This is a genomic window from Amycolatopsis sp. VC5-11, assembly GCF_037034185.1.
Classification (GTDB): domain Bacteria; phylum Actinomycetota; class Actinomycetes; order Mycobacteriales; family Pseudonocardiaceae; genus Amycolatopsis; species Amycolatopsis nivea.
Genome location: NZ_JBAGKF010000004.1, coordinates 94,465 through 116,343, shown reverse-complemented (window position 1 = coordinate 116,343; position 21,879 = coordinate 94,465). Strand labels below are relative to the sequence as shown.

At 69.5% G+C, this 21,879-nt stretch carries 20 protein-coding genes; 7 read left to right on the top strand and 13 right to left on the bottom strand.

What is annotated here, in order from left to right; all coding sequences use genetic code 11:
* Entirely contained in the window at nt 1-636 is a 636-nt protein-coding gene (locus tag WA670_RS15360) for a TetR/AcrR family transcriptional regulator (RefSeq protein WP_336158077.1), read from the bottom strand.
* Nucleotides 637-744: 108 nt separating this feature from the next.
* On the opposite strand from WA670_RS15360, the gene WA670_RS15355 reads away from it, so the two are divergent.
* The gene (locus WA670_RS15355) at nt 745-3,807 is read left to right on the top strand and encodes a BTAD domain-containing putative transcriptional regulator (protein ID WP_336158076.1); all 3,063 of its coding nucleotides are present in this window, start codon (nt 745-747) and stop codon (nt 3,805-3,807) included.
* Here the strand turns inward: WA670_RS15355 and WA670_RS15350 are convergent.
* Nucleotides 3,757-5,172, bottom strand: coding sequence for an MFS transporter (locus WA670_RS15350; RefSeq protein WP_336158075.1), 1,416 nt, complete (start codon nt 5,170-5,172; stop codon nt 3,757-3,759). The two genes, WA670_RS15355 and WA670_RS15350, sit on opposite strands and share 51 nt — an antisense overlap.
* Nucleotides 5,173-5,275: 103 nt before the next feature.
* Here WA670_RS15350 and WA670_RS15345 point away from each other — a divergent pair, with 103 nt between their 5' ends.
* Together WA670_RS15345 and WA670_RS15340 are read left to right on the top strand one after the other, a co-directional pair.
* Nucleotides 5,276-6,109, top strand: a complete 834-nt coding sequence (locus tag WA670_RS15345) for a helix-turn-helix transcriptional regulator (RefSeq protein ID WP_336158074.1) — start codon at nt 5,276-5,278, stop codon at nt 6,107-6,109.
* Between the two features lie 57 nt (nt 6,110-6,166).
* Entirely contained in the window at nt 6,167-8,428 is a 2,262-nt protein-coding gene (locus tag WA670_RS15340; protein ID WP_275294200.1) for a hypothetical protein, read from the top strand.
* A 7-nt stretch (nt 8,429-8,435) separates the two neighbouring features.
* On the opposite strand, the gene WA670_RS15335 is transcribed toward WA670_RS15340, so the two are convergent.
* Both WA670_RS15335 and WA670_RS15330 read right to left on the bottom strand, forming a co-directional pair.
* Nucleotides 8,436-9,557, bottom strand: a complete 1,122-nt coding sequence (locus WA670_RS15335; RefSeq protein ID WP_037818385.1) for an epoxide hydrolase family protein — start codon at nt 9,555-9,557, stop codon at nt 8,436-8,438.
* Entirely contained in the window at nt 9,523-10,917 is a 1,395-nt protein-coding gene (locus tag WA670_RS15330; protein WP_238608102.1) for an MFS transporter, read from the bottom strand. Before WA670_RS15330 ends, WA670_RS15335 begins: the two co-directional genes overlap by 35 nt.
* 37 nt (nt 10,918-10,954) lie before the next feature.
* On the opposite strand from WA670_RS15330, the gene WA670_RS15325 reads away from it, so the two are divergent.
* Entirely contained in the window at nt 10,955-11,497 is a 543-nt protein-coding gene (locus WA670_RS15325; RefSeq protein WP_336158073.1) for a CGNR zinc finger domain-containing protein, read from the top strand.
* A 10-nt stretch (nt 11,498-11,507) separates the two neighbouring features.
* Here the strand turns inward: WA670_RS15325 and WA670_RS15320 are convergent, their stop codons facing one another.
* Nucleotides 11,508-12,497: a glutathione S-transferase family protein gene (locus WA670_RS15320; RefSeq protein ID WP_134736053.1), complete on the bottom strand. Its 990-nt coding sequence runs from the start codon at nt 12,495-12,497 to the stop codon at nt 11,508-11,510.
* Between the two features lie 21 nt (nt 12,498-12,518).
* Nucleotides 12,519-13,007, bottom strand: coding sequence for a MarR family winged helix-turn-helix transcriptional regulator (locus WA670_RS15315; RefSeq protein WP_134663340.1), 489 nt, complete (start codon nt 13,005-13,007; stop codon nt 12,519-12,521).
* Nucleotides 13,008-13,104: 97 nt separating this feature from the next.
* Here WA670_RS15315 and WA670_RS15310 point away from each other — a divergent pair, with 97 nt between their 5' ends.
* On the top strand, nt 13,105-13,662 hold the full coding sequence (locus WA670_RS15310; protein ID WP_037818380.1) for a YceI family protein: 558 nt from the start codon (nt 13,105-13,107) through the stop codon (nt 13,660-13,662).
* Nucleotides 13,663-13,734: 72 nt separating this feature from the next.
* Here WA670_RS15310 and WA670_RS15305 read toward each other — a convergent pair whose 3' ends face one another.
* From WA670_RS15305 to WA670_RS15290, 4 genes are all read right to left on the bottom strand, one after another.
* A complete protein-coding gene (locus WA670_RS15305) occupies nt 13,735-14,322 on the bottom strand; it encodes a TetR/AcrR family transcriptional regulator (protein WP_336158072.1) in 588 nt (195 codons plus the stop codon).
* 47 nt (nt 14,323-14,369) lie between these two features.
* Nucleotides 14,370-14,912 carry a hypothetical protein gene (locus tag WA670_RS15300; protein ID WP_037818378.1) on the bottom strand — a complete coding sequence of 181 codons (543 nt, stop codon included), beginning with the start codon at nt 14,910-14,912 and terminating at the stop codon, nt 14,370-14,372.
* A 71-nt stretch (nt 14,913-14,983) separates the two neighbouring features.
* Entirely contained in the window at nt 14,984-16,483 is a 1,500-nt protein-coding gene (locus WA670_RS15295; protein WP_336158071.1) for an alpha/beta hydrolase, read from the bottom strand.
* Entirely contained in the window at nt 16,480-16,773 is a 294-nt protein-coding gene (locus tag WA670_RS15290; RefSeq protein WP_238608106.1) for a hypothetical protein, read from the bottom strand. Before WA670_RS15290 ends, WA670_RS15295 begins: the two co-directional genes overlap by 4 nt.
* A 430-nt stretch (nt 16,774-17,203) precedes the next feature.
* On the opposite strand from WA670_RS15290, the gene WA670_RS15285 reads away from it, so the two are divergent.
* Nucleotides 17,204-18,595: a sugar porter family MFS transporter gene (locus WA670_RS15285; protein WP_238608107.1), complete on the top strand. Its 1,392-nt coding sequence runs from the start codon at nt 17,204-17,206 to the stop codon at nt 18,593-18,595.
* A gap of 59 nt (nt 18,596-18,654) precedes the next feature.
* On the opposite strand, the gene WA670_RS15280 is transcribed toward WA670_RS15285, so the two are convergent.
* Nucleotides 18,655-19,449, bottom strand: coding sequence for an ABC transporter permease (locus WA670_RS15280; RefSeq protein ID WP_238608108.1), 795 nt, complete (start codon nt 19,447-19,449; stop codon nt 18,655-18,657).
* Nucleotides 19,446-20,225, bottom strand: coding sequence for an ATP-binding cassette domain-containing protein (locus WA670_RS15275; RefSeq protein ID WP_238608109.1), 780 nt, complete (start codon nt 20,223-20,225; stop codon nt 19,446-19,448). The genes WA670_RS15280 and WA670_RS15275 overlap by 4 nt, the downstream gene beginning before the upstream one ends.
* A 61-nt stretch (nt 20,226-20,286) precedes the next feature.
* Here WA670_RS15275 and WA670_RS15270 point away from each other — a divergent pair, with 61 nt between their 5' ends.
* Nucleotides 20,287-21,057 carry a TetR/AcrR family transcriptional regulator gene (locus WA670_RS15270; protein ID WP_238608110.1) on the top strand — a complete coding sequence of 257 codons (771 nt, stop codon included), beginning with the start codon at nt 20,287-20,289 and terminating at the stop codon, nt 21,055-21,057.
* On the opposite strand, the gene WA670_RS15265 is transcribed toward WA670_RS15270, so the two are convergent.
* Complete coding sequence (locus WA670_RS15265; protein WP_336158070.1) at nt 21,038-21,877, bottom strand: EamA family transporter; 840 nt, start codon at nt 21,875-21,877, stop codon at nt 21,038-21,040. The two genes, WA670_RS15270 and WA670_RS15265, sit on opposite strands and share 20 nt — an antisense overlap.
* Nucleotides 21,878-21,879 lie beyond the last annotated feature (2 nt).

Sequence of the window (21,879 nt, the reverse complement as noted above, 5' to 3'; positions counted from 1 at the left end):
TCAGGTGTCCTTCCGGGTCGCATAAGTCAGAACTTGCTCGCTGAGCAGGCCTTCCACCGCGTCGAGGAGCGCGAGCGCCGCCTCCGCGATGTCGTCCGGCCGCTCGCCGGCGACGGTGCGTTTGCCGATCTCGCCGTACAGCAGGCTGTGCACCCACCCGATCTGCGCGGCGACCAGGCCGGGCACCGGATCGCCCTGCGCCGCACCGGTTTCCGCGACCAGCAGGTCGGCGAGTTCGGCGACCATCTGCTCGCCGAGCTCCCGCAACCGGGCGGCGAGCGTGGGCGCGGCCAGCATCATCGGCAGCACCCGGCCGAACCCCGGGCTGAGCCCGATCGTCCGCGAGCGCTGCTCGATCTCGCCGCGCAGGCGGTCCAGCACCGCGCGCGCCGCGGACACTCCCGGCTCGCGCGCCTGCACGATCCCGGCCAGCCGTCCCGCCGACGCCTCCGACGGCGGCAGCACCAGGTCTTCCTTGACGCGGAAGTGGTTGTAGACGGTGTTGACCGCGACGTCGGCGGCCTCGGCCACCTCGGCGATCGTCACCGCCTCGAATCCGCGGTCGACGAACATCCGCAGCGCGGTTTCCGCGATGCGCCGCACGGTCTCCTGCTTCTTCCGCTCTCGAAGTCCCACGCCGGAAAGTGAAGCAGACTGCAAACTTGGTGTCGACTGCATTTATTGCCCGGATATCCGGGAGATCCCGGAGGACGGGACGGGGGCCGGCGCGGCATCATCGACCAGGTGCGGATCGGCTTGCTGGGCCCGCTGGAGGTCCGGAACGACGACGGTGCCGCGGTCGAGATCACCGGCGCCCGATTGCGGACGCTGCTGAGCGCCCTCGCGCTGGAGCCCGGCCGGGTCGTCTCGGCCGGGCAGCTGGTCGACGCCGTCTGGGGGACGCGTCCGCCGGCCACGGCCAACGCGTTGCAGGCGCTCGTCTCGCGGCTGCGCCGGGTCGGCACGCGGCTCGATTCCACCCCGTCCGGCTACCGGCTGCCCGAGGCGACCGTCGACGCGGCCCGTTTCGAGGAGCTGGTCACCGCCGCCCGGACCGCGTCTGACGAGAAGCGCGTCGTGCTGCTGCGCGAGGCGCTCAACCTGTGGCGCGGCCCGGCGCTCGGCGACGTCTCGGACGCGCAGTTCTTCCAAGGCCATATCGCGCGCCTGAACGAGCTACGGCTGTCCGCCACCGAGGAGTACGCCGAAGCCGCGCTCCGGCTGGGCCACGGTGCGGATCTCACCGAAGAACTGTCGAGGGTGCTCGCCGAACATCCGTTGCGCGAACGGCTGGCCGCGGCGTTGATGCTCTCGCTCCAAGCTGCCGGACGACCAGCCGAAGCGCTGCAGGTGTTCGCTCGGATCCGGATGGCGCTGGCGGACGAGCTCGGTGCCGATCCGGCCGCTGAGCTGGCCGCCGCGCACACCAAAATCCTCCGCGAGACGGTCGCCGACGAGGACGTCGCGCGCACGAACCTGCGGGCCGGGTTGACCAGTTTCGTCGGCCGGAACACCGAGGTCGCGCGCGTGGCCAAGCTGGTCGGCGAGTACCGGCTCACCACGCTGACCGGGCCCGGCGGGGCCGGAAAGACGCGGCTGGCCACGGAAACCGGACGGCATCTGCTGGCCGAACGCGGCGGCGTGTGGTTCGCCGAACTGGCCCCGATCGGGGATGGCGCGGACGTTCCGCAGGCCGTGCTCGACGCGTTGGGCCTTCGCGAGCAGATATACAAGGGATCGCTCGTCAGCGGCACTCCGCGCGAGCGGGCGACCAGAGCGTTGCGTGACCGGGACGCAGTGCTGGTGCTCGACAATTGCGAGCACGTCATCGAAGCCGCTGCGGAACTGGCCGACCACCTGCTCGGCGAGTGCCCGCGGCTGCGCATCCTCGCGACCAGCCGTGAACCCTTGGCGCTGACCGGCGAAGCGCTCTGGCCGGTCGAGCCGCTGACGCTGCCCGCGGAAGGCGCCACGTCCGTTGAAGCGATGTCGTGCGCTTCGGTGCGGCTGCTGGCCGATCGTGCCGCTGCGGTGCGGCCAGGGTTCGTCGTTGACGAGTCCACAGTGGACGAAGTGGTGCGGATCTGCCGCGCGCTCGACGGAATGCCGCTCGCGGTCGAACTCGCCGCGGCCCGGTTGCGGTCGATGACCGTGTCGCAGCTGGCGGCCCGGCTCGACGACCGGTTCCGCCTGCTCACCGCGGGCAGCCGGACCGCGTTGCCGCGGCACCGCACGCTCCGCGCGGTGGTCGACTGGAGCTGGGACCTGCTGGAACCGGACGAACGGCAGCTGCTGCGCCGGTTGGCGGTGTTCTCCGGCGGCGCGACCGCGGAAGCCGCGGAAGCGGTCTGCGGCGGTACTTCGGAGCTGCTCAGCGCACTAGTCGACAAATCGCTACTGGCTGCCTCCGCGGACGCCGAGCCGCGCTACCGGATGCTCGAGACGATCAAGGCGTACGGGCTGGAGCAGCTCACTGCGACCGACGAACGCGAGGAAATGCGCCAAGCGCACGCCGAATGGTTCGCTTCCTTCGCCGAGACCGGCGACAAATACCTGCGCCGGGCCGAGCAGATCGAATGGCTGGCGCGTTTCGCCGCCGAGCACGGCAATCTGATTTCCGCCACGCGCGGTGCCGTTGCCGCGGGCGACGCCGCGACGGCGCTGCGGCTGGCGACGTCGTGCGCGTGGTTCTGGATGCTGACCGGACACAAAACCGAGGCACAGGAAGTGATCGAGGCGGCGCTGGCGTTGCCTGGCGAGGTGGATCGCGAACTGCGCGCGATGGGCTACGCGATGGCCGCGTTGTTGCTGACCATCGGCATGTCCTCCGAGACCACCGCCGACGCGCTGGGCCGCAAAGCGCTCGAACTCAGCCGCGACAGCAAGAATGCCTTGTTGCGCTCCATTATTCCGGTATTCACGCAAAGCGGGGATCCCAGCATCATAGGGTCCACATTGGACGATTTACTGTCCGATGAGGACCCGTGGCTGCGCGCTCATGCCCGGCTGCACCGCGCGCGGATACAGCAGAACCGCTGGCACGACTCGGCCGCGCAGGAAGCCGACACCCGCGAGGCCGTCCGGCTGTTCCGGCAGAGCGGGGAACGCTGGGGGATGTCGCTGGCGCTGAACAGCCTCGCCGAGGTCGTCGGCCGTCGCGGCGAACTGGAGGAAGCCGTTGCGTGCTACGAGGAATCCATCCAGGTCGTGTCGGAAATCGGTTCGGCCGAAGACGTTCTCTTCGCCCGAGGACGGCAAGCGCACCTGTTCTGGCAACTCGGCGACGCGGCAGCAGCATCGACCGCGATAGCCGCCGCCGAACGCGACGCGCGGACCGTGCCGTTCCCTGATTCGCGCGCGTTTCTGGCCCAGACGAAAGCGGATCTGGCGCGCTGGCGCGGAGACCTCACGGAAGCCCGGGCGGAACTGAACCGGGCCGAAGCGTTGCTGAGCGAAGTCTCGCCGCATCCGTTGTTCTGCGCGATGATCCAGCATTCGCACGCCTACCTGGACGCGCAAGCCGGCGATCTGCCCACGGCCCGGGGCCGCCGCCGCGAAGCACTGGCCTTGGCCGCGGAATCCGGTGAGGTGTTGTATCTGTCGATCGTCCTCGTGGGCATCGCCGACCACGCCGTGCGCTTGGACCGCCCAGTCGTCGCCGCTGACCTGCTGGCCGCAGCAGACCACCTCCGCGGCGGCCCCCACCTGGCCCTTCCCGACGCGACCGCCGCCGCGGCCGCCGTCCAGGCCCAGCCGTCAGGCACGGTCGACGACCCGGTCGCTCTCGCTTACGACGTCCTCAGCTGACGAATCCTTCGGAAGCCACCGCAGCGCAAGCACTCCCAGCCCCGCGCAGAGCACGGCCGCGATGCCCATGGCGACATGCAACCCAGTCACGTGCGCCTCCGCGGTCCCCTCCGACCGGACGACGAACGCCGCGACCGAACCGAGCACCGCGATGCCCAGCGCGTTGCCGATCTCGTTGGACGTCTCCGCGATCGCACCCGCCGAGCCCGCGCGGTCAGCCGGGACCGCGCCGACCGCGGTGTCCGCGACGAGAGAGAACGAGATCCCGTAGCCGACTCCGGCCACCACCGAGGAGGCGATGAACCAGCCGATTCCGCCGGTGGCAGTGGTCGCCAGCAGCAACGCCAATCCGAGCGCCATCGCGAAATGACACGTCACCAAGGCCGCCCGGTTCCCGATCTTCAGGGAGAACGCCGGGGTGAGGACACAAACCGCGGTAAGCGCGGCAGCGCCCGGAAGCGCGAGCAACGCGGCGGCGAGCACGGACACGCCCAGCACCGACTGGAGGTACACCCCGGTCAGAAATGCCGCAGCTGACCAGGCGAACAGCGACAACACTCCGGTGATCACCGCGACGGTGAAGACCTTCTCACGGAACAAGGTCACGTCGAGGAGCGGGTACTCCAACTTCCGCTGCCGCCGCAGAAACCACGTGAGCAACGCCGCTCCGAACACCCCGGCGATCGCCGACCAGGACAGACCGTAGGCAGCGAAGTTCTTGACCGCGTAGACCGTCAGCAGCAGACCGCCCGCGGACAAGACGATGCTGAGCAGATCGACCTTGCCTGGCCGGGTCGTCTTGACCTCCCGGAGCACCACGGGCGCGGCAGCGAGGAAAACCGCGACCACCGGCAGGTTGACCAGAAACACCGACCCCCACCCGAACCGGCTCAGCAGCACCCCGCCGAGGATCGGCCCGATCGCGAAGCCGGCGGCGAACGTCGCAGCGAAAATCCCGATCGCGCGGGCCCGCCGCCGCGGCTCGGGGAACACCTCGCTGAGCACCGCGAGCCCCGACGGCAGCAACGTCGCGCCGCCGAGCCCCATCAGCACGCGGCAGCCGATGAGCCATTCCGGCCCGGTCGCGAACGCGGCGCCCGCCGAACCCGCCCCGAACACCGCGGCGCCGATCATCAGCAGTTTGAGCCGCCCGTACCGGTCGCCGAGGCTGCCGAACGCGATGAGCAGCGAGCCGACCGCGAAGCCGTAGCTGTCGAGGATCCACAGGGCTTGGTCCGGCGTCGGGGCGAGGGCGTGCGTGATGGTCGGCATGGCCAGGAACAGGATCGAACCGTCCATCGAGACCAGCAGGACCGGTCCGAGCACCACGAGCAGCCCGAGCCAGGCGCGGCGAGTTTCCGTCATGCCCCCGATCCTGGGAACGCGCGGACCGCCTCGGCCTGCACCTGCGATGAGTACCCCTCGCAGGTGCAGGCAGCGACGCGCGCGGCTGCCTACCATCGAGGTCATGCAGACCGAAACCCTCGGCGTGTTCCTCAAAACCCGCCGCGACCGCGTGCCGCCGGAGGCCGCCGGGCTGCGGACGTACGGCACGCTCCGCCGGGTGCCCGGACTGCGCCGGGAGGAACTCGCCCAACTGGCGGGCGTCAGCGTCGGCTACTACACGCGATTGGAGCAGGACCAGTCCGGCACCGCGTCGCCGCAAGTGCTCGACGCGCTGGCACGGGTGCTCGGCCTCGACGACGCCGAATCGAGCCACCTGCACAACCTCGCGCAACGCCCCGGCATCTCCCGCCTGGTGCGCCCCGCGCCGGAAACGCTGGACCCGCGGGTCGCGACCCTGTTGCACGCACTGAGCGACAGCGTCCCGGCAATCATCCTCGGCCGCCGCGGCGACGTACTGGGCTGGAACCGCACCGGCCACCTGCTGCTGGCCGAACACGTCGACTACACCGCGCCGGACTCCCCCGAAACCCGGCCGTCGATCCCGCGGATGTTCTTCCTCGACCCGCTGCACCGCGACCTCTACCGCAACTGGTCCGACCTCGCCCGCATCCACATCGGCTACCTGCGCCTGACCTCCGGCCGGCACCCGACCGACGCCCGGCTCGCGGAGCTGATCGGCGAACTCGCGATGGGCAGCCCGGAATTCGCCGAACTGTGGGCAACCGGCGACGTCGCGGACTGCACGAGCGGACCGATGAACCTGCGCCACCCGACGCTGGGCCACGTGGACGTCGACTACCAGGTCTGGCTCCAACCCGACAGCCCCGACCACCGGCTCGAGGCCTACACCCCGCGCGACGCCGCCTCCCGAGACGCACTGCGGCTGCTCGCTTAGCGCTAACAGTCACCGAAACCACCCTGCCCGAAGCACCGCATATGGCATCATCCGCCGGTGACCGGCGAGCGGACCGACCCCCATCTCCTCGAGGAAGAAGACCTCGAAGACTTCGACTCCTGGACCGCCCAAGCCGCACTCGCCTCCCTCATCGACGAAACGCTCAGCTCCCACGAAGTCACCCGCCTGCTCGCCCGCGAATCACTGCGCACCGAAGTCGTCCGCGAGGAACTGTTCCGCAACGAGACACTGCTCGCCAAGATCCGCACGCTGCAGGACCAGGTCATGGCCGAAGGCGACCGCGGGTTCCGGCCGCGAAACCGGGCGGTGTCTCCGGGCGAGGTGGTCTGGCTGGTCGTCGCGGTGCTGCTCGGGCTCGTCTACCTCAGCTTGATGAGCGCAGCGTGGAGTCAGCTTCCCCTGTTCTTCCGGGTTTTCGCCGGCGTCATGATGCCGTGCGTCCTGTTCGCCACCGGCGTGCTCGCGGTCCGCAAAGTCACCGCGTTGCGCGAGTGGATGAGTCCGGACGCCATGCAGTTCCACGAGGAGCAACTCGGTCTCGGGCCGCGGCGTTCGTTCGCCGCGCGCGAGATCGTGCTGCCCGAGGTCCGCGACGTCATTTCCGCGCACCGGCGGCTGCATTTCGGCACGACGCTGGTTTTCGACCAGCAGCACGACCTCGGCGAGGAGGACAGCAGCCGGATCGTGCCGACCGCCGCGGCGAAACGGATCCGGCGCGTCCTCGAACGCGCGGGTTCCGGCGCGGTCGCGCTCGGCGGACAACGCGGGTCCGGCAAAACCACCGCAATCCGTTCCATGCAGCGAGGGCTGCTGCACGGCAGCGAAAACCCCGCGCCACTGGTCGTGGTCGCCTCCGCCCCGGCCACCTACGACGCCCGCGATTTCGTGCTGCACCTGCACAAACTGCTGTGCCACGCTGTCCTCGCCCGGATCCGGCAGACGCTGGGTCCGGAACTCGGCTTGCGGTGGTGGGCCCGCCGGCTCTGGCGCGGATCGGCCGACCTCGTCCTCTCGGCCGCGCTCGGCTGGGCGATCGGCGGTCTGCTGTGGAACGGAAAATTCACCCGGTTCCCCGCCGACCTGTGGCAGACCGTCAGCACAGTGCGGTTCCCGAATCTGCTCGGTCCACTGTGGACTAACCAGCCAGTGAGCAACCGAATCGCCCTGGCCGTGGTCGCGGTCCTCGTGCTCCGCTGGCTGTGGAAACTTCTCGCGACCGCGATCGCCGCGGTAATCCTCTTCCTGCGCCGGAAATCGTCCGCCGGACCGCGCGCCCTCGAAGCCGAAGCACGGCGGCAGCTGCTCCGGATCCAGTACCTCCTGACCTACACCACCGGCTGGTCCGGCAAGCTCGCCGTCCCGGCCGGCGGCGAGCTGGGCCGCACCCGCACCACGCAACGGGCCGAACAGCAGTTGACGCATCCGGAGGTCGTCGACGAGTTCCGCGCGTTCGCCCAGCTGACCGCCGACTCCTTGCGCGAGGAGGGAATCACCGACCGGGTCGTGGTCGCCATCGACGAACTCGACAAGATCGGCGAGCAGGACAAGGCCCAGCAGTTGGTGAACGACATCAAGGGCATCTTCGGCGTGCCCGGCTGCCTGTACTTCGTGGCGGTGTCCGACGACGCGGTGCTCAGCTTCGAGCAACGCGGACTGGCCGTGCGCGACGCGTTCGACAGCGCGTTTTCCGAGGTGGTGCGCCTGGAATCGTTCACGCTGGACGAAAGCAGGCTGTGGATCGCGCAACGGCTGCCCGGCGTCCCGGAGCAGTTCTGCTACCTCGGCCACTGCCTCTCCGGCGGCCTTCCCCGCGACCTGCGCCGCACCACGATCGACATGGTGGACGTGACGATCGAGCACTACGAACCGTCGCTGTCGACGGTCACCGGCATCCTGGTCCGCGCCGACCTGACCGCCAAAGCGAGCGGTTTCACCGGACAAGCTCGAGGGCTCGCGCAGACGCCGGAGCTGACCGAACTGTGGCCGAAACTCCTCCGCATCCCCGACACCCGCGAAGCGGTGGAACTCGCCGAACTCGCCGCCGAATTGCACGAAGGCGCGACCCCGGACCTCGCCGACGCGGTCAACCGATTGCGGTTGCACAGCAGCGCGTTCGTCCTCTTCTGCGCCACCGTTATGGACGTGTTCACCGACGCGCTCACCCAGTCCCGCCTCACGCCGAGCCTGCACGAACTGGCCGTCGCTCGACGCCGTCTCGCGCTGGATCCGCACCTCGCATGGGCCGCGCTGAACGACTTCCGCAAAGCACACGACCTTCCGCTGCCCGGGCGCGAATAACGGACGGTCAGCGGAAGAGACGGAAGAACCCCCGCACCTGCTCGACCAGCGATTCCGGCTGCTCCAGCGCGGCGAAGTGACCGCCACGCGGCAGTTCCTCGAACCAGCGCAGGTCGGTGAACCGCAGTTCGGCCTCGCGCCGCGACGGACGCGTTATGTCGCGCGGATAGACCGACAGTCCGGACGGCGCGGTGACCTTGTCCCGGAAGTGGGCGAAGCTCTCCCAGTACAGCCGCGCCGACGACGTGGCCGACGCGGTGAACCAGTAAACCGAGATTTCGTCGAGGATCTTCTGCCGCGACAACGCGTCCTCGGGGTGGCCGTCGTTGTCCGTCCAGGCCCAGAACTTCTCGGCGATCCAGGCGGCTTGACCCGCCGGGGAGTCGGTGAGGCCGTAGCCGAGGGTCTGCGGCCGGGTCGCCTGGAGCGCCGAGTACCCGCGGCCAGTGCGCTGGAATTCCTTCTCTGCCTCAAGATTCGCCAGCTCCGCGGGTGTCGGGTCATCGAACGTGCCCGCCGCCACGGACCCCAGGTTCAGGTGGACGCCTGCAACCCGCTCAGGTGCCACCTCGCCCAGCGCGCCGGACACTGCTGAACCCCAGTCGCCGCCCTGCGCGCCGTACCGTTCGTAGCCCAGCGAGACCATCAACGTGTCCCAGGCGCGCGCGATTCGGGTGACGCCCCAACCGGTCCTCGACGGCTTGTCACTCCAGCCGTACCCGGGCAACGACGGCGCGACCACGTGGAACGCGTCCGCCGGATCCCCGCCGTGTGCGCGCGGATCAGTCAGCGGGCCGAGGACATCCAGGAACTCCAGCACCGAACCCGGCCATCCGTGGGTGAGCACGAGCGGGAACGCGTCCGGCTCCGGCGAGCGGACGTGCAGGAAGTGGATGCCCAGCCCGTCGATCGTCTCGCGGTACTGCGGGAAAGCGTTCAGCCGCTCGGCGAACCCGAAGTCGTAGTCCTCCGCCCAACTGCGGCACAGTTCCTGCGCATAAGCCAGCGGCAACCCCTGCGACCAGTCGTCCACCGGCTCGGGCTCGGGCCATCGCGTCCGGCGCAATCGTTGACGCAGATCCGCGATCTCGGCTTCACTGACGCTGACCTTGAATGGCTCGGCGGCCACGGCGGGCTCCTTTCCGGTACAGGCTGAGAACGACTCCGGCCAGCGGGAGGGCCGCGAGCAGCGCGAGGGCCGCCGGCATCGGCACGAGGCCGGACAGACCCGCGACCACGGCCGGACCGATTCCGCCGCCCAAAGCGGTCATGAAGTTGAACAGGCCCTGTGCGGTGTCGCGATCATCCGCGGCGACCAGTTCCGGCGCGAGGCCGACAAGTACCGCCTGGGAACCGGCGAACCCGCACACGGTCAGCGCCGCGCCGATGACCACCGCGACCGGCCCGTCGAAGACCGCGACCACGAGGACCCCGACGACAGTGAGTCCCGCGAGTCCGGTCGCCACCTGCCAACTGGTGAACCGGTCGTGCACGGCACCGACCAGTCGCCCGGCCAGCACCGAGCAGGCGGCGGCCGGGACCAAGATCGCGCCTGCTTCAAGGGCACCGCCGCCGGTGGCCTGTTCGATCAGGGACGGGGCGACGAACAGCACCCCGTAGTAACCGGCGAAGACCGTCCCGCCGATGAGACCGGCTGGCAGGAAGCCGTGTGCTGCGATCACCCGGCGAGGCACGAACCCGTCGGGCATGCGCCGCACGCGCCGCCACAGTCCCGCTGCGGCGAGCACACCGGCGACAGCCACGATGACAGTGACCGGAGCGGGCAGGCCGACCGAACGCGCTTGCAGCAACGCGATCAAGGAGCCAGCGAGCACCGAGAGCACGGCCGCGCCGACAACGTCGAGCCGCCCGTCCGGCTTACCGCCGTCGGTCCGCGTGAACGTGTACCTGCGCGCCACCACAACCAGCAGCAAGGGCAGCGCGAGGGCCGGGAGCGCGAGCACGGCACGCCACCCCAGCCATGCAGTGACTGCCCCGCCCAGCAGGGTTCCGCACGCCGACGCCGTCGCGCTGGCTGCCGCGATGATTCCCAGCGCGCGAATCCGTTCCCGCTCAGGAAGAGCAGTGGCCGCGGCGAAGACGGCGATCACGGTCGCACCCGCCCCCGCGCCGCCGATCAGCCGACCGGCGATCACCACCGGCAGCGTCGGACCCACCCCGGCGAGCACCGAACCCGCGGCGAGCACCACGACTCCGGCGACGAGCACCCGCAGCGGACTCCACCGGGCCATCAACCGGCCCGCGACCGGCATCGCGAGCGCGGAGGTCAGCGACCACGCGGCGAGAATCCAGGCCGTGGCCCCGAACGGCACCGCGAGCGCGCGGCCGATGGCAGGCAGCGCCACCGACGGCGCGCCCAGCGCCACGTACATCGGCAGCACCAGCATCCCCAGCGTCAGCCCCAGCCGCCGCCCGTCCGCGCTCGTAGCTTCCGCCGCAGGTATCCTGTGACACGCGAACGCACCCATGGGTGTCACAGTACGAAGACACGAGGAGACACGTCAAATGCTGGATGCGTATCACGTGCAGACGGCCGTCGACCTCGCCAACACTTTGCGGCCGGTCAAGGGAGAGGACGCGCTCGAGACCGTGGAGCAGCTGCGGGACTTTCTCGCCGGCCATCCCGCGGCCGCGCCTTCACGCCGTCTCACCCGCGCTGACCTGGCAGAAGTCCGCGAATTGCGCGAGACCGTGCGCGCCGTGCTGGAACGAGCGAGCACCGACGCGGTCGAAGCCGCGGCCCTGATCAATGCCGGGCTACGGGACAGCCGAGCCACCCCGGAACTGCGGCATGAGGACGACCGCTGGTGGACCGAGGCGACTTCCGACACCGACCGCTGCTCAGCACATCTAGCGGCGGCCACGCTCAGCGCACTGGCGTCCGTGATCGCCACCCACGGTCCGTCGCGCCTCGGCGTCTGCGCAGGACTGAACTGCCGAGCTACTTTCGTCGACCTGTCGCGCAACGGCTCGAAGCAGTACTGCACCCGGAATTGCGCGCACCGGGCCAGCGTCGCGGCCTACCGGAGTCGGCAAAACGCGGACTGACTCGCGGATCTCACGACCCCAGTTCAGGCACCCGCTCCCCCGCCGGCGGCGGCCCGGGCGGCGTCCCGTCGCCGAACGGACGCCCGCCCAGCTCCTCCCGCCCGTGCGGCGTCAGCCATCCCGACAGGTCCGGCCCCAGCGGCACGATCCCGGTCGGGTTCACGTTCCGGTGCACCACGTAGTAATGCTCCTTGATCTGCCCGAAATCGATCGTGTCCCCGAAACCGGGCGTCTGGAACAGATCCCGCGCGTACGCCCACAGCACCGGCATCTCCGCGAGCTTCTGCCGGTTGCACTTGAAATGCCCGTGGTACACCGCGTCGAAGCGGACCAGCGTCGTGAACAGCCGCACGTCCGCCTCGGTGATCGTGTCGCCCACCAGGTATCGCTGGCCGGACAGCCGCTCGGACAGCCAGTCCAGCCGGGAGAACAACGCGCGGTACGCCTCTTCGTACGCCTCCTGCGAAGTGGCGAAACCCGCTTTGTACACGCCGTTGTTCACATCCCGGAAGACCTTCTCCGCGACGTCCTCGATCTCGTCGCGCAGCCGTTCCGGATACAGCTCGGGCGCGCCGTCGCGATGGTAGGCGCCCCATTCCAGCGACAGATCGACGGTGATCTGCTTGAAGTCGTTCGTCACCACCCGTCCACTTGGGACATCCACAATGGACGGAACGGTGATCCCGCGCGGATAGTCCGGATACCGCGCGAAAAACGCCTCCTGCAGCCGTTCGATGCCGAGCACCGGGTCGCGGCCGCCGGGGTCGAGGTCGAAAGTCCAGCTGCGCTCGTCGTGCGTCGGACCGCACAGGCCCATCGACAGCACCTCTTCGAGGCCGAGCAGCCTGCGCACGATCGACGCGCGGTTCGCCCACGGGCACGCGCGCGCGATCACCAGGCGGTAGCGGCCCGGCTCCACCGGCCAGCCGTCGCGGCCGTCGGCGGTGATGCGGTCGGAGATGTAGTTCGTGTCGCGCTTGAACTCACCCTGGTCGGGCATCGGAACCCTTTCGTCGCGGAGTCAGGTCTGATCGTCCGGGCAGGCGGGACAGTCCGGCGGCTCCAGCGCGGCGGCCAGCCGGGCGAGGATCGGGCCCGCGGCGCGGACCTCCTCGGGCGAGAGGTGGTCGAACAGGTACGAGCGCACGCGCTCAAGATGCCCGGGGTACGCGGCGGCGAGCTTCGCCCGCCCCAGTTCGGTGAGCGTCGCGTGCGCGGCCCGGCGGTCCTGCGGGCATTTCACCTTCTGGACCAGGCCGCGGCGCACCATGGCCTCGACGACCCGGCTGATCCGGCTCAGCGACAGCGCCGCGGACTCCGCCAGATCGGTGAGCCGCAGCCTGCCTTCGGGCGCTTCCGAGAGCGACACGAGCACGGTGTAATCCGTCAGCGAGACGCCGGTGTCGTGCGCGAACTGGTCCTCGAGAGCCCTCGGCAGCACTGTGACGACCCGCATCAACGGACGCCACACTGCCTCTTCTTCGCTGGTCAGCGGGGTTCTGTTCACCACAGACGAGGAGTATATCCGACACTTGCTCGCGCAATCAGTTATTGTGGGCTACAGTGCTAGTTGAACACTCAACCAAGGACCCGAAGGAACGGAACTCATGACCAGCGCGACCACCTACTCCCACCTGACCGGCACCTACACGATCGACGGCTCGCACAGCCGGATCGGCTTCGTCGCCCGCCACGCCATGGTCACCAAGGTCCGCGGCTCCTTCAACGAGTTCGAGGGCTCGTTCACCCTGGACGGCGAGAACCCGGCCAACTCGAGCGCGAACGTCACCATCCAGACGAAGAGCGTCGACACCCGCAACGCCGACCGCGACGGTCACCTGCGCAACAACGACTTCCTGTCCTGCGACCAGTTCCCGACCATCACCTTCACCTCCACCGGGATCGCGCAGACCGGCGAGGACACCTTCGACGTGACCGGCGACCTGACCGTCAAGGACGTCACCAAGCAGGTCACCATCCCGTTCGAGTTCGGCGGCTCGGCGAAGGACCCGTTCGGCAACGACCGCGTCGGCTTCGAGGGCTCGACCTCGATCAACCGCAGCGACTACGGCGTCACCTTCAACGCCGCGCTCGAGACCGGCGGCGTGCTGGTCTCGGACAAGATCACCCTCGAGTTCGAGATCTCCGCGATCAAGAACGCCTGAACCACCCCAGCTGTCCGTGAAGGGCTCCTTGCCGGAATCCGATTCCCGCAAGGAGCCCTTCACGTACTTCGGCTAAGCGGCGCGCAACCCGGCGATACCGACTTCGAGCGCGGCTTCGAGGTGTTGCGGCTCCCCCGTGGTCAGCAGCATCAGCACCCCGCCTTGCACCCCGGCCAGCAGCGCCGACGCGGCCCGCTTCGGATCCAGCCCTGGCCGCGTCTCCCCCGCCGCCCGCAGGTTCTCGATCCCCGCGGTCAGCTCGCACAGCCAGCGCTCTATCAGCTGCGTCACCACCGCCTGCGCGCCCGGCGTGTTGCGGCCGATCTGCGACATCACCACGTTCAGCGGGCAATGCCTGCCCTGCTCGGTGTAGTGCCCGAGCACCACCTGCTGCCAGGTCCGGAAGTCGTCCCAGGTGCGCAGCGCGCCGAGCGACGGCTGCTGCACCTCCAGCACCCGGTCCGCCTCCCAGCGCGCGACCGCCAGCAGCAGTTGTTCCTTGCCGTCCGGGAAGTAGTGGAACAGCTGGCTTTTGCTGGTCCTGGTCTGCGCGCGGACGTCGTCGAGCGTCGTCGCGAGCACGCCGCGCTCGCGGATCACCTCGGCCGCGCCCTCCACGATCCGCTGTCGCGTGGCCTCGCCCTTGCGCGTGAGCGTCATCGCCTGCCTCCTGATTGGACCTGCGAGTCCACTCTACCCGCGAGTGATCAGAACGCGGCGCCTCCGTCCGACCAGGACGTCTGGCCGAAGTCCTCGTCGTCCACCGGCGCGCGGCGCGGTCGCGGACGCTCGGGCTCCGGAGCTTCCGCGACTTCCTCTTCTTCTACGACCGCTTCGGGCGCGGCCTCGGGAGTGCCCTTCGGCCAGACGCACGGCGACGTCGCGCCGAGGTAAAGCTTCCCGAGTTCGTTTGCCTGCAACGACATGTCGAAGCCGTCCCGCTCGTTGCGGGCGAAGACGTACTGGTCGGTCGGCCGCCGGTCGGTCAGCACCGTGAAGCCGTGCCCCTGCCACCAATCCACGACGGCGTCGAACTGCGCGGTGAAGGTGTCCGGTTCGAGGCCGGTCACCTCGTAGGTGGCGGAGATTTCGTACCGCCCCGCCGGACCGTTGTCGGTCGGGTCGGTGCATTCGGACCGGTTGCGGGAGAACAGTTCCCGCGCGGCCGGCGCGGGCAGCACCGCGAACACGGCGCGCACATAGCCCTCGACCCGGTCGCGGGCTTCGGTTTCGGTGATCGTGGTGGTCATGGCTTCACCTCCTGGGGAGCAGGCTACGAGAGGAAGGGCGGCGAGGCAGGCCAGCGCGGTGCGGCGCGCCGTCACGCGGGCAGTCCGGCGATGATCCGGCCGAAGCTGCGCAGCGACGGGTTGTTGTCCTCCCAGTATTGGCTGTGCGCGGCCCCGGACAGGCCGCCCTCGTACCACGGGCCCTTGTCGCCCGGCGCGGACTCGAAGACCTGGCCGCCGAATCCGTCGCCGGTCGGGCTCGGACCGAGCGGGTCATGGCCGCCGACGCCGATGTTGGTGATCTTGATGAGGTCGTGTTCCGCGACCGTCGAGTGCACGTGCTGGGCGACTTGATCCTGCGGGACGCCGTCGAGGTGCAGTTGGTTCGCGTGCTCGACGCCGACACCGGGGCTGCCGGCGAAGATCAGGTCGTCGGCATTGAGGCCGCCGTCGCGAGCCGCGTGGCCTATCACCGTCGTGCCATAGCTGTGGCCCAGCACGGTGTTGTGCGACGGCGCGCCTTCGTGCGATGCCCGCAGTCCGTCCTCGAATTTCGACAACGCCTCTTTGCCGCCGTCGGCGTATTTCTCGCTGGCGGCGTTCACGAGCTCGTCCGGCGCGTCGTAGCCGACCCAGGTGATCACCGAGGTCGACGGCGAGCCCGCCATCGTCGCCGACTGCCACATCTTGTCCGACCGGCCGAGGTCGCCGCCGATCTTGGCCAGTTCGCTGCCGGTGCCGGGCACGTAGGTCGCGACATTCGCCGCGGTGTCCGGGTTTCCGGCCGCGACCACCGCGGTGCCGTCGCCGCTGACGTCGAGCGAGATCAGGAAGGCGGGCGGTTTGCCGTCACCGGTCGCCGCGAGCCGGTCGCGGATCGCGGTGAGGCCGCGAAGTTGCGCGTCGTCGCCCTTGCGCTTGTCGATTTCCTGTTGCAGCACAACACGATTCGCCGCGTCGCGATCGACCACCGGGATGCCGTCGAGGTTGCGGATCAGGTCCGGGTTGTCGCGCAGGATCGAGGACTGCGCGGAGTCGGACAGACTGTCCCACCACGCCCGGTTCTCCGCCGGGGTGCCGTTCGGTTTCGGCTGGCTGCTGGGCGCCATCGCCAGCGCGACGACGCCCGTCCCGCCGCTTTCGCCCTTCGCCGCGCGATCGAGCACGACGGTGAGGTCCGCGTCGACCGCGGTGGCGTCGCGGAGAATCTGGCCGACGCGATCGGCGACCTCGGCTTGCCGCTCGGGTTCTCCGCTGACTCCGCCGCCGTCGTCGATCCGCATTCCGTTGCGCGAGGCGAAATCGTCGACGTCGCGCACCGCCGAGCTGATCCGCTCGACCGCCAGCTGCGCGTCGTGCACCCCGCGCCGGACCGCCGACACGTCGGTGGTCAGCTGCCGCAATTCCGCCGTGAGCGCAGTGCCTTTGGCGGTCGCCGCGTCTGCCGCGTCGCCTTGCCAGGCACCGAACTTCGTCATGGCGTCGGCGTCGTCGTTCGCCGCGGTGAGCCGCGCGGCCCGGACGCCGAGCGCGTCGACCGCCGCGGCGAGGTCAGCCGGGTTCCAGCGCCGGACGTCTCCCCAGGTGATCATCGGCCCGCCGCCGCGATCTCGCCGGCCGCGTTCTGGTCGCTGTCGCGGTAGCCGGCCGCGGCCTGGTCGAGGTTCTCCGCATACGCCTCGGTGTCGGCGGTCCACTTCGGAACGACGCGGCCCCAGGTATCGGACAGCCGATCCGCCGCCGCCACGCTCGTGCCGCCGGACAGCCCGACCCCGGCGAGCGCGCCCGCGAGGTCGACCGTCCGCACGGTCGCCGCCGCCTGGTGCGCCCGTCCGGCCGCGGTCACGACCTCCCTCGGAGCGACCTCGAAACCCGTTCCCATGCGCATCTCCCCCACCGCGGCGACCGGACGCCCGGTACGACGGACGTCCCCGGCAGCCGGTTCCCCACAGTTCGACGTTCGCGGAAACTCTTGGCAAGATCTCCCTGCCACCGCGTTGACCTGCGAAAACGCCCGCTTACCGTGTCCACATATGTGAACGCTAGTCACGTGACTGAATAGTTATCAGCCCGCGTCTTGCCCGCCGGTGACCAGCGTGTGACTGTGTACGGCGAAGTTCGAACGGGAGCGAGCCGGGCAGGCGAACAGCGTGGAAAGGCGCTGCGCGACGGCGGATCCGGCCGTTCCGCAGTGCTGGACCAGTCCGGCAGTCCTTGTCCCCTCGACCCCCATTCGTCCGGCCAGGACGGCGCTGACCTCGCGGGCAGCGGACCAGGACCGGCCGGCCATCCCGGAAAGAGACGGCTCGGCAATGACACAGACAGCCGCGGCGCGGCGGCCCATCGGCAGAACGACGCTGTACTTCTTCGGTGCCCTCGGCGGCATCCTGTTCGGTTACGACCTCGGCGTCATTTCCGGGGTGTTGCCGTTCATCGGGAAACTCTGGGGCCTGTCCGGCTGGGACAAAGGCGTCATCACCGCGAGCATTTCGATCGGTGCGATCGTCGGCGCGAGTTTCTCCTCCCGGCTCAACGAAAGGCTCGGCCGCCGCCGCACGATCATGGTGGCCGCGGTCGTCGTCATCATCGGCACGCTCGCGGCCACGTTTTCGCCGACGTTCGCGTTGCTGATCATTTCCCGGCTGGTGATCGGCGTCGGCATCGGGCTTTCGTCCTCGACGGTCCCGACGTACCTGTCGGAACTCGCCCCGGCCCGGCTGCGCGGGGCGATGGGCGCGCTCAACCAGATCTTCATCGTGCTCGGCATCCTGATCGCGTTCCTGGTCAGCTACGGGCTCGGCAGCTCGGGCAACTGGCGGCTGATGTTCGCCGGCGCGATCGTGCCCGCGGTGATCCTGCTGGCGGGCCTGGTGTTCCTGCCCGAAACGCCGCGCTGGCTCGTCGCGAACGGCCAGGAGGAGCAGGCCCGGGCGGTCCTGCTCAGCTCGCACGGCGGCGGCGTGAACGTCGACGAGGAGATCGGCACGATCCGCGAGGTGATCCGGCTCGACTCGGAATCGGCGAAGACCCGGCTCCGCGACCTGCTGACGCCGACCGTCCGGCCGATGCTCGTGGTGGCCCTGCTGCTCGCGATCGGCCAGCAGTTCAGCGGCGTGAACGCGGTGAACGCGTACTTCCCGACGATGCTGATCGGTCTCGGTTTCGCGACCCAGGCGGCCCTGCTGTCCGGCGTGCTGCTCGGCGTGACCAAGTTCCTGTTCACCGCGTGGGTCGTGTTCGTGGTCGACCGGTGGGGCCGCAAGCCGCTGCTGCTGATCGGCAACGTGCTGATGGTGATCACCCTGGTCGGGGCGGGGTTCATCGTGCTGGAAGTCCACGACACCGCGACCAAGGGCATCCTGATGCTCGTCGCGATGGTGCTCTACCTGGTCGGCTACGAACTCGGCTGGGGCGCGGTCGTGTGGGTCATGATGGCCGAGGTGTTCCCGCTGAAGGTGCGCGCCGCGGGCATGGGCGTGAGCAGCGTCGTGCTGTGGGCCGCGACCGGCATCATCAGCGCCGTGTTCCCGATCATCTCCGACCCGGGCGCACTCGGCCTCGGCGGCTCGATGTTCCTGTTCGCGGGCATCAACGTGGTCCTGTTCTTCCTCACGAAGTGGCTCGTCCCGGAAACCAAGGGGCGGTCGCTGGAGGAAATCGAACTCGACCTGCGCGGGCGGACGCACGCGAAGGCACGCGCCTGATTTTTCCTCTCGGGGTGCAGCCGGGCGGCAGGGGATTTCCCTTGCCGCCCGGCTGTTTTTCACCGCCCGAGCATCCGGTACTGCCGGGTGGCGAGCGGCAGGAAGACCGCCGTCAGCACCGCGGGCCACGCCATCGCGAGCAGCACGGAATGCTCCGCCGCCCAGCCATTCGCCGCCCACGCCGGATTGCCCGCCAGCTCGCGCACCGCGGAAGCCGTTGCGGTGAGCGGATTCCAGGTCGCGACCGCGCTCAGCCAGGCAGGCATGGTGTCCGGGGAAACGAAAACGCCGGACAGGAATCCGACCGGCCACACCAGCACCTGCACCGAAACCGCCGACTCCGGGGTCTTCAGCAGCAGTCCGAGGTAGATCCCGATCCAGACGAAGGCGAACCGCAGCCACAACAACAGCCCGACCGCGCCCAGCACGGACGCCTGGTGCGGCCGCCAGCCCAGCGCCAGCCCCGCTCCCATCATCACGACGAGCCCGGCGACCGCGCTGATCAAGTCGGCGAGACAGCGTCCGGTCAGCACGGCGAGCCCGCTGACCGGCATCGCGCGGATCCGCTCGGTGACGCCCTTCGCGGCGTCGGAAGTCACCGCGAGCACGGTGGATTCCAGCCCGAACAGCATGGTCATCGCGAGCATGCCGGGGATGAGGAAGTCGATGTACGCGCCGTCCCGGATGTCCATCGCGCCGCCGAAAAGCTGGCCGAACATCACTACGATCAGGACCGGGAACAGCAGCGTGACCGCGATCGAGACCGGCCGTTGCTTCCAGTGCACCAGGATCCGCCGGGTCAGGACGGCGGTGTGCGTCGGCCAGGACACGCGCGCGGATGCGGGGACAGTCATCGCGCCTCCTCTGTTGCATTGCCGGTCAGGAGCAGGAAAACCTCGTCGAGCGTCGGCTTCCGGACGACCGTCTCGACCCGGTCCGGCCCGACCTTCGCCTTCAGCTCGTCCGGCGTGCCCGCGGCGACGACCCGGCCGGCGTCGAGGACCGCGATCCGGTCGGCGAGCTGATCGGCCTCCTCCAGGTACTGCGTGGTCAGCAGCACCGTGGTGCCGGTGCCCGCCAGCGCGCGGACGTCCGCCCAGACGTCGATGCGGGCAGCCGGGTCGAGCCCGGTCGTCGGCTCGTCGAGGAACAGCACCGCCGGGTTCAGCAGGAGCCCGGCAGCCAGGTCCAGCTTGCGCCGCATGCCGCCGGAGTAGCCGGAGACGGACCGGCCCGCGGCTTCGGCGAGACCGAACCGGTCCAGCAGCTCCGTCGCTCGCATCCGGGCCGCCCGCGAGGGCAGTCCGCCGAGCCTGCCGAACAGTTCGAGGTTCTGCCTGCCGGTCAGGATCTCGTCGACCGAGGCGTTCTGCCCGACCAGCCCGATCCGCCGCCGCACCTCGTCCGGCTCGGCGACCGCGTCGAAACCGGCCACCCGCACCTCCCCCGCGTCCGGCCGCAGCAACGTGGTCAGAATCCGGACCGCGGTCGTCTTGCCCGCACCGTTGGGACCGAGCAGTCCGCACACCGTTCCCGGCTCAACCCGCAGGTCAAACCCGTCCAGCGCGGCCCGTTCGCCGTACCGCTTCTGCACCCCGCGCGCCAGCAGGCCATCTACTCCGTATGCCATACGAAGAAGGCTAGCACAACACTCCGTATTGCCTACGGAGTTAAGTTCCTATGCTGGTCACGTGACGACTGACGGCAACCCCGGCGACCCCGCCGCGACGATCGCGCTGCTGTGGGGCACCCGCCAGCTGCCGAAGCGCGGCCCGAAGCACGGACTGACTCCGGCCCGGATCGTCGACGCCGCGGTCGAGGTCGCGGACACCGAACAGGACCTGACGACGCTGTCGATGCGCCGGGTCGCCGAATCGCTGGGCGTCGGGACGATGTCGCTCTACACCTACGTTTCGTCGCGCGCGGAGTTGGTCGAAGCGATGGTCGACGCGGTGTACGGCGAGGCGGTAGCCGAGCTGTCCGAAATAGACGCCGACGACTGGCGCGACGGCCTCCGCCGCGTCGCCGCTGTCAACTGGGCGATGCACCTGCGGCATCCGTGGCTGCTGCAAGTCTTCACCGGCCGTCCGACGCTCGGCCCCAACGCGATCGCGAAGTACGACCTGGAACTGGCGGTCGTCGACGGCATCGGCCTGTCGGACCTCGAAATGGACTCGACGATCACCCTGGTGACCACCCATGTGGAAGGCCTGGCGCGCCGCAAGGTCGAAGCCGCCCGCGTGGTGCGGCAAACCGGGATGACCGACCAGCAATGGTGGGCCGCGACCGCCCCCGCACTGGCGGAGGTCTACGAACCGCGCCGCTTCCCGGTCGCGGACCGCGTCGGCGCCGCCGCCGGGCAAACGCACCAGGCTCCGTACAGCCTCGACCACGAGTACGCGTTCGGCTTGGACCGCCTGATCGAAGGCATTGCCGCACTGGTCAACCGACCCGCTGAGTAGCGTCCTTCCGCCCCAACACCGCCCCCGCGCTCGCGAGCCCCACACAGGCGAGTGCCACCCACTGCACCGCGCGCAAGTGCTCACCGAGAACCAGCACCCCAGCCAGCCCCGCACTCGCCGGCTCAAGACTGGCCAGCACCCCGACCGTACGGGCAGGCAGCCGTCGCAAAGCAGCCAGCTCCAACGAATACGGCACCACCGCCGATAACGCGGCCACCACGACGCCGACCAGCAACACCCGAGGCGTCACCAGCCGGGCACCTTGGTCGATCACCCCCAACGGCACCGAAAGCACAGCAGCCCACGCCAACGCCAGCGCAAGCGGACCCCCTCCCGCACTGCCTGCGCCGGCGCGTTTGCTGAGCAGGAAGTAGGCAGCCATGCACGCGCCAGAAGCCAACGCGAGAGCCACGCCGGCGAGCGGAAAACTGACCTCGCGCGGAGCGTAGAACAACCACACCCCGACTCCGGCCACGACCGCACAGGCCACGTCGCGGAGACGTCGCGAAGTGAACAATGCCAAGGAAATCGGCCCCAACAACTGCAACGCACTCGCCAACCCCAACGGCAAGATGGTCAGCGCCGGATAGATCAAATTCATCCCCGCGATAGCCGTGCCGAAGCCGAGGATCACCCTCCTTTCCGCCCAACTGCGCGGCACCGCAGGCCGGTACAGGACCAGCAGAGCCGCCGCAGCCAGCCCAAGCCGCAACGCCACCACACCGGACGCACCGACGTCCTCGGACAGCTGCTTCCCGAACGCCTGCCCGAACTGGACGCTCAGCACGCTCCCCACCATCAGCGCAGGCGCATTCCTCATCC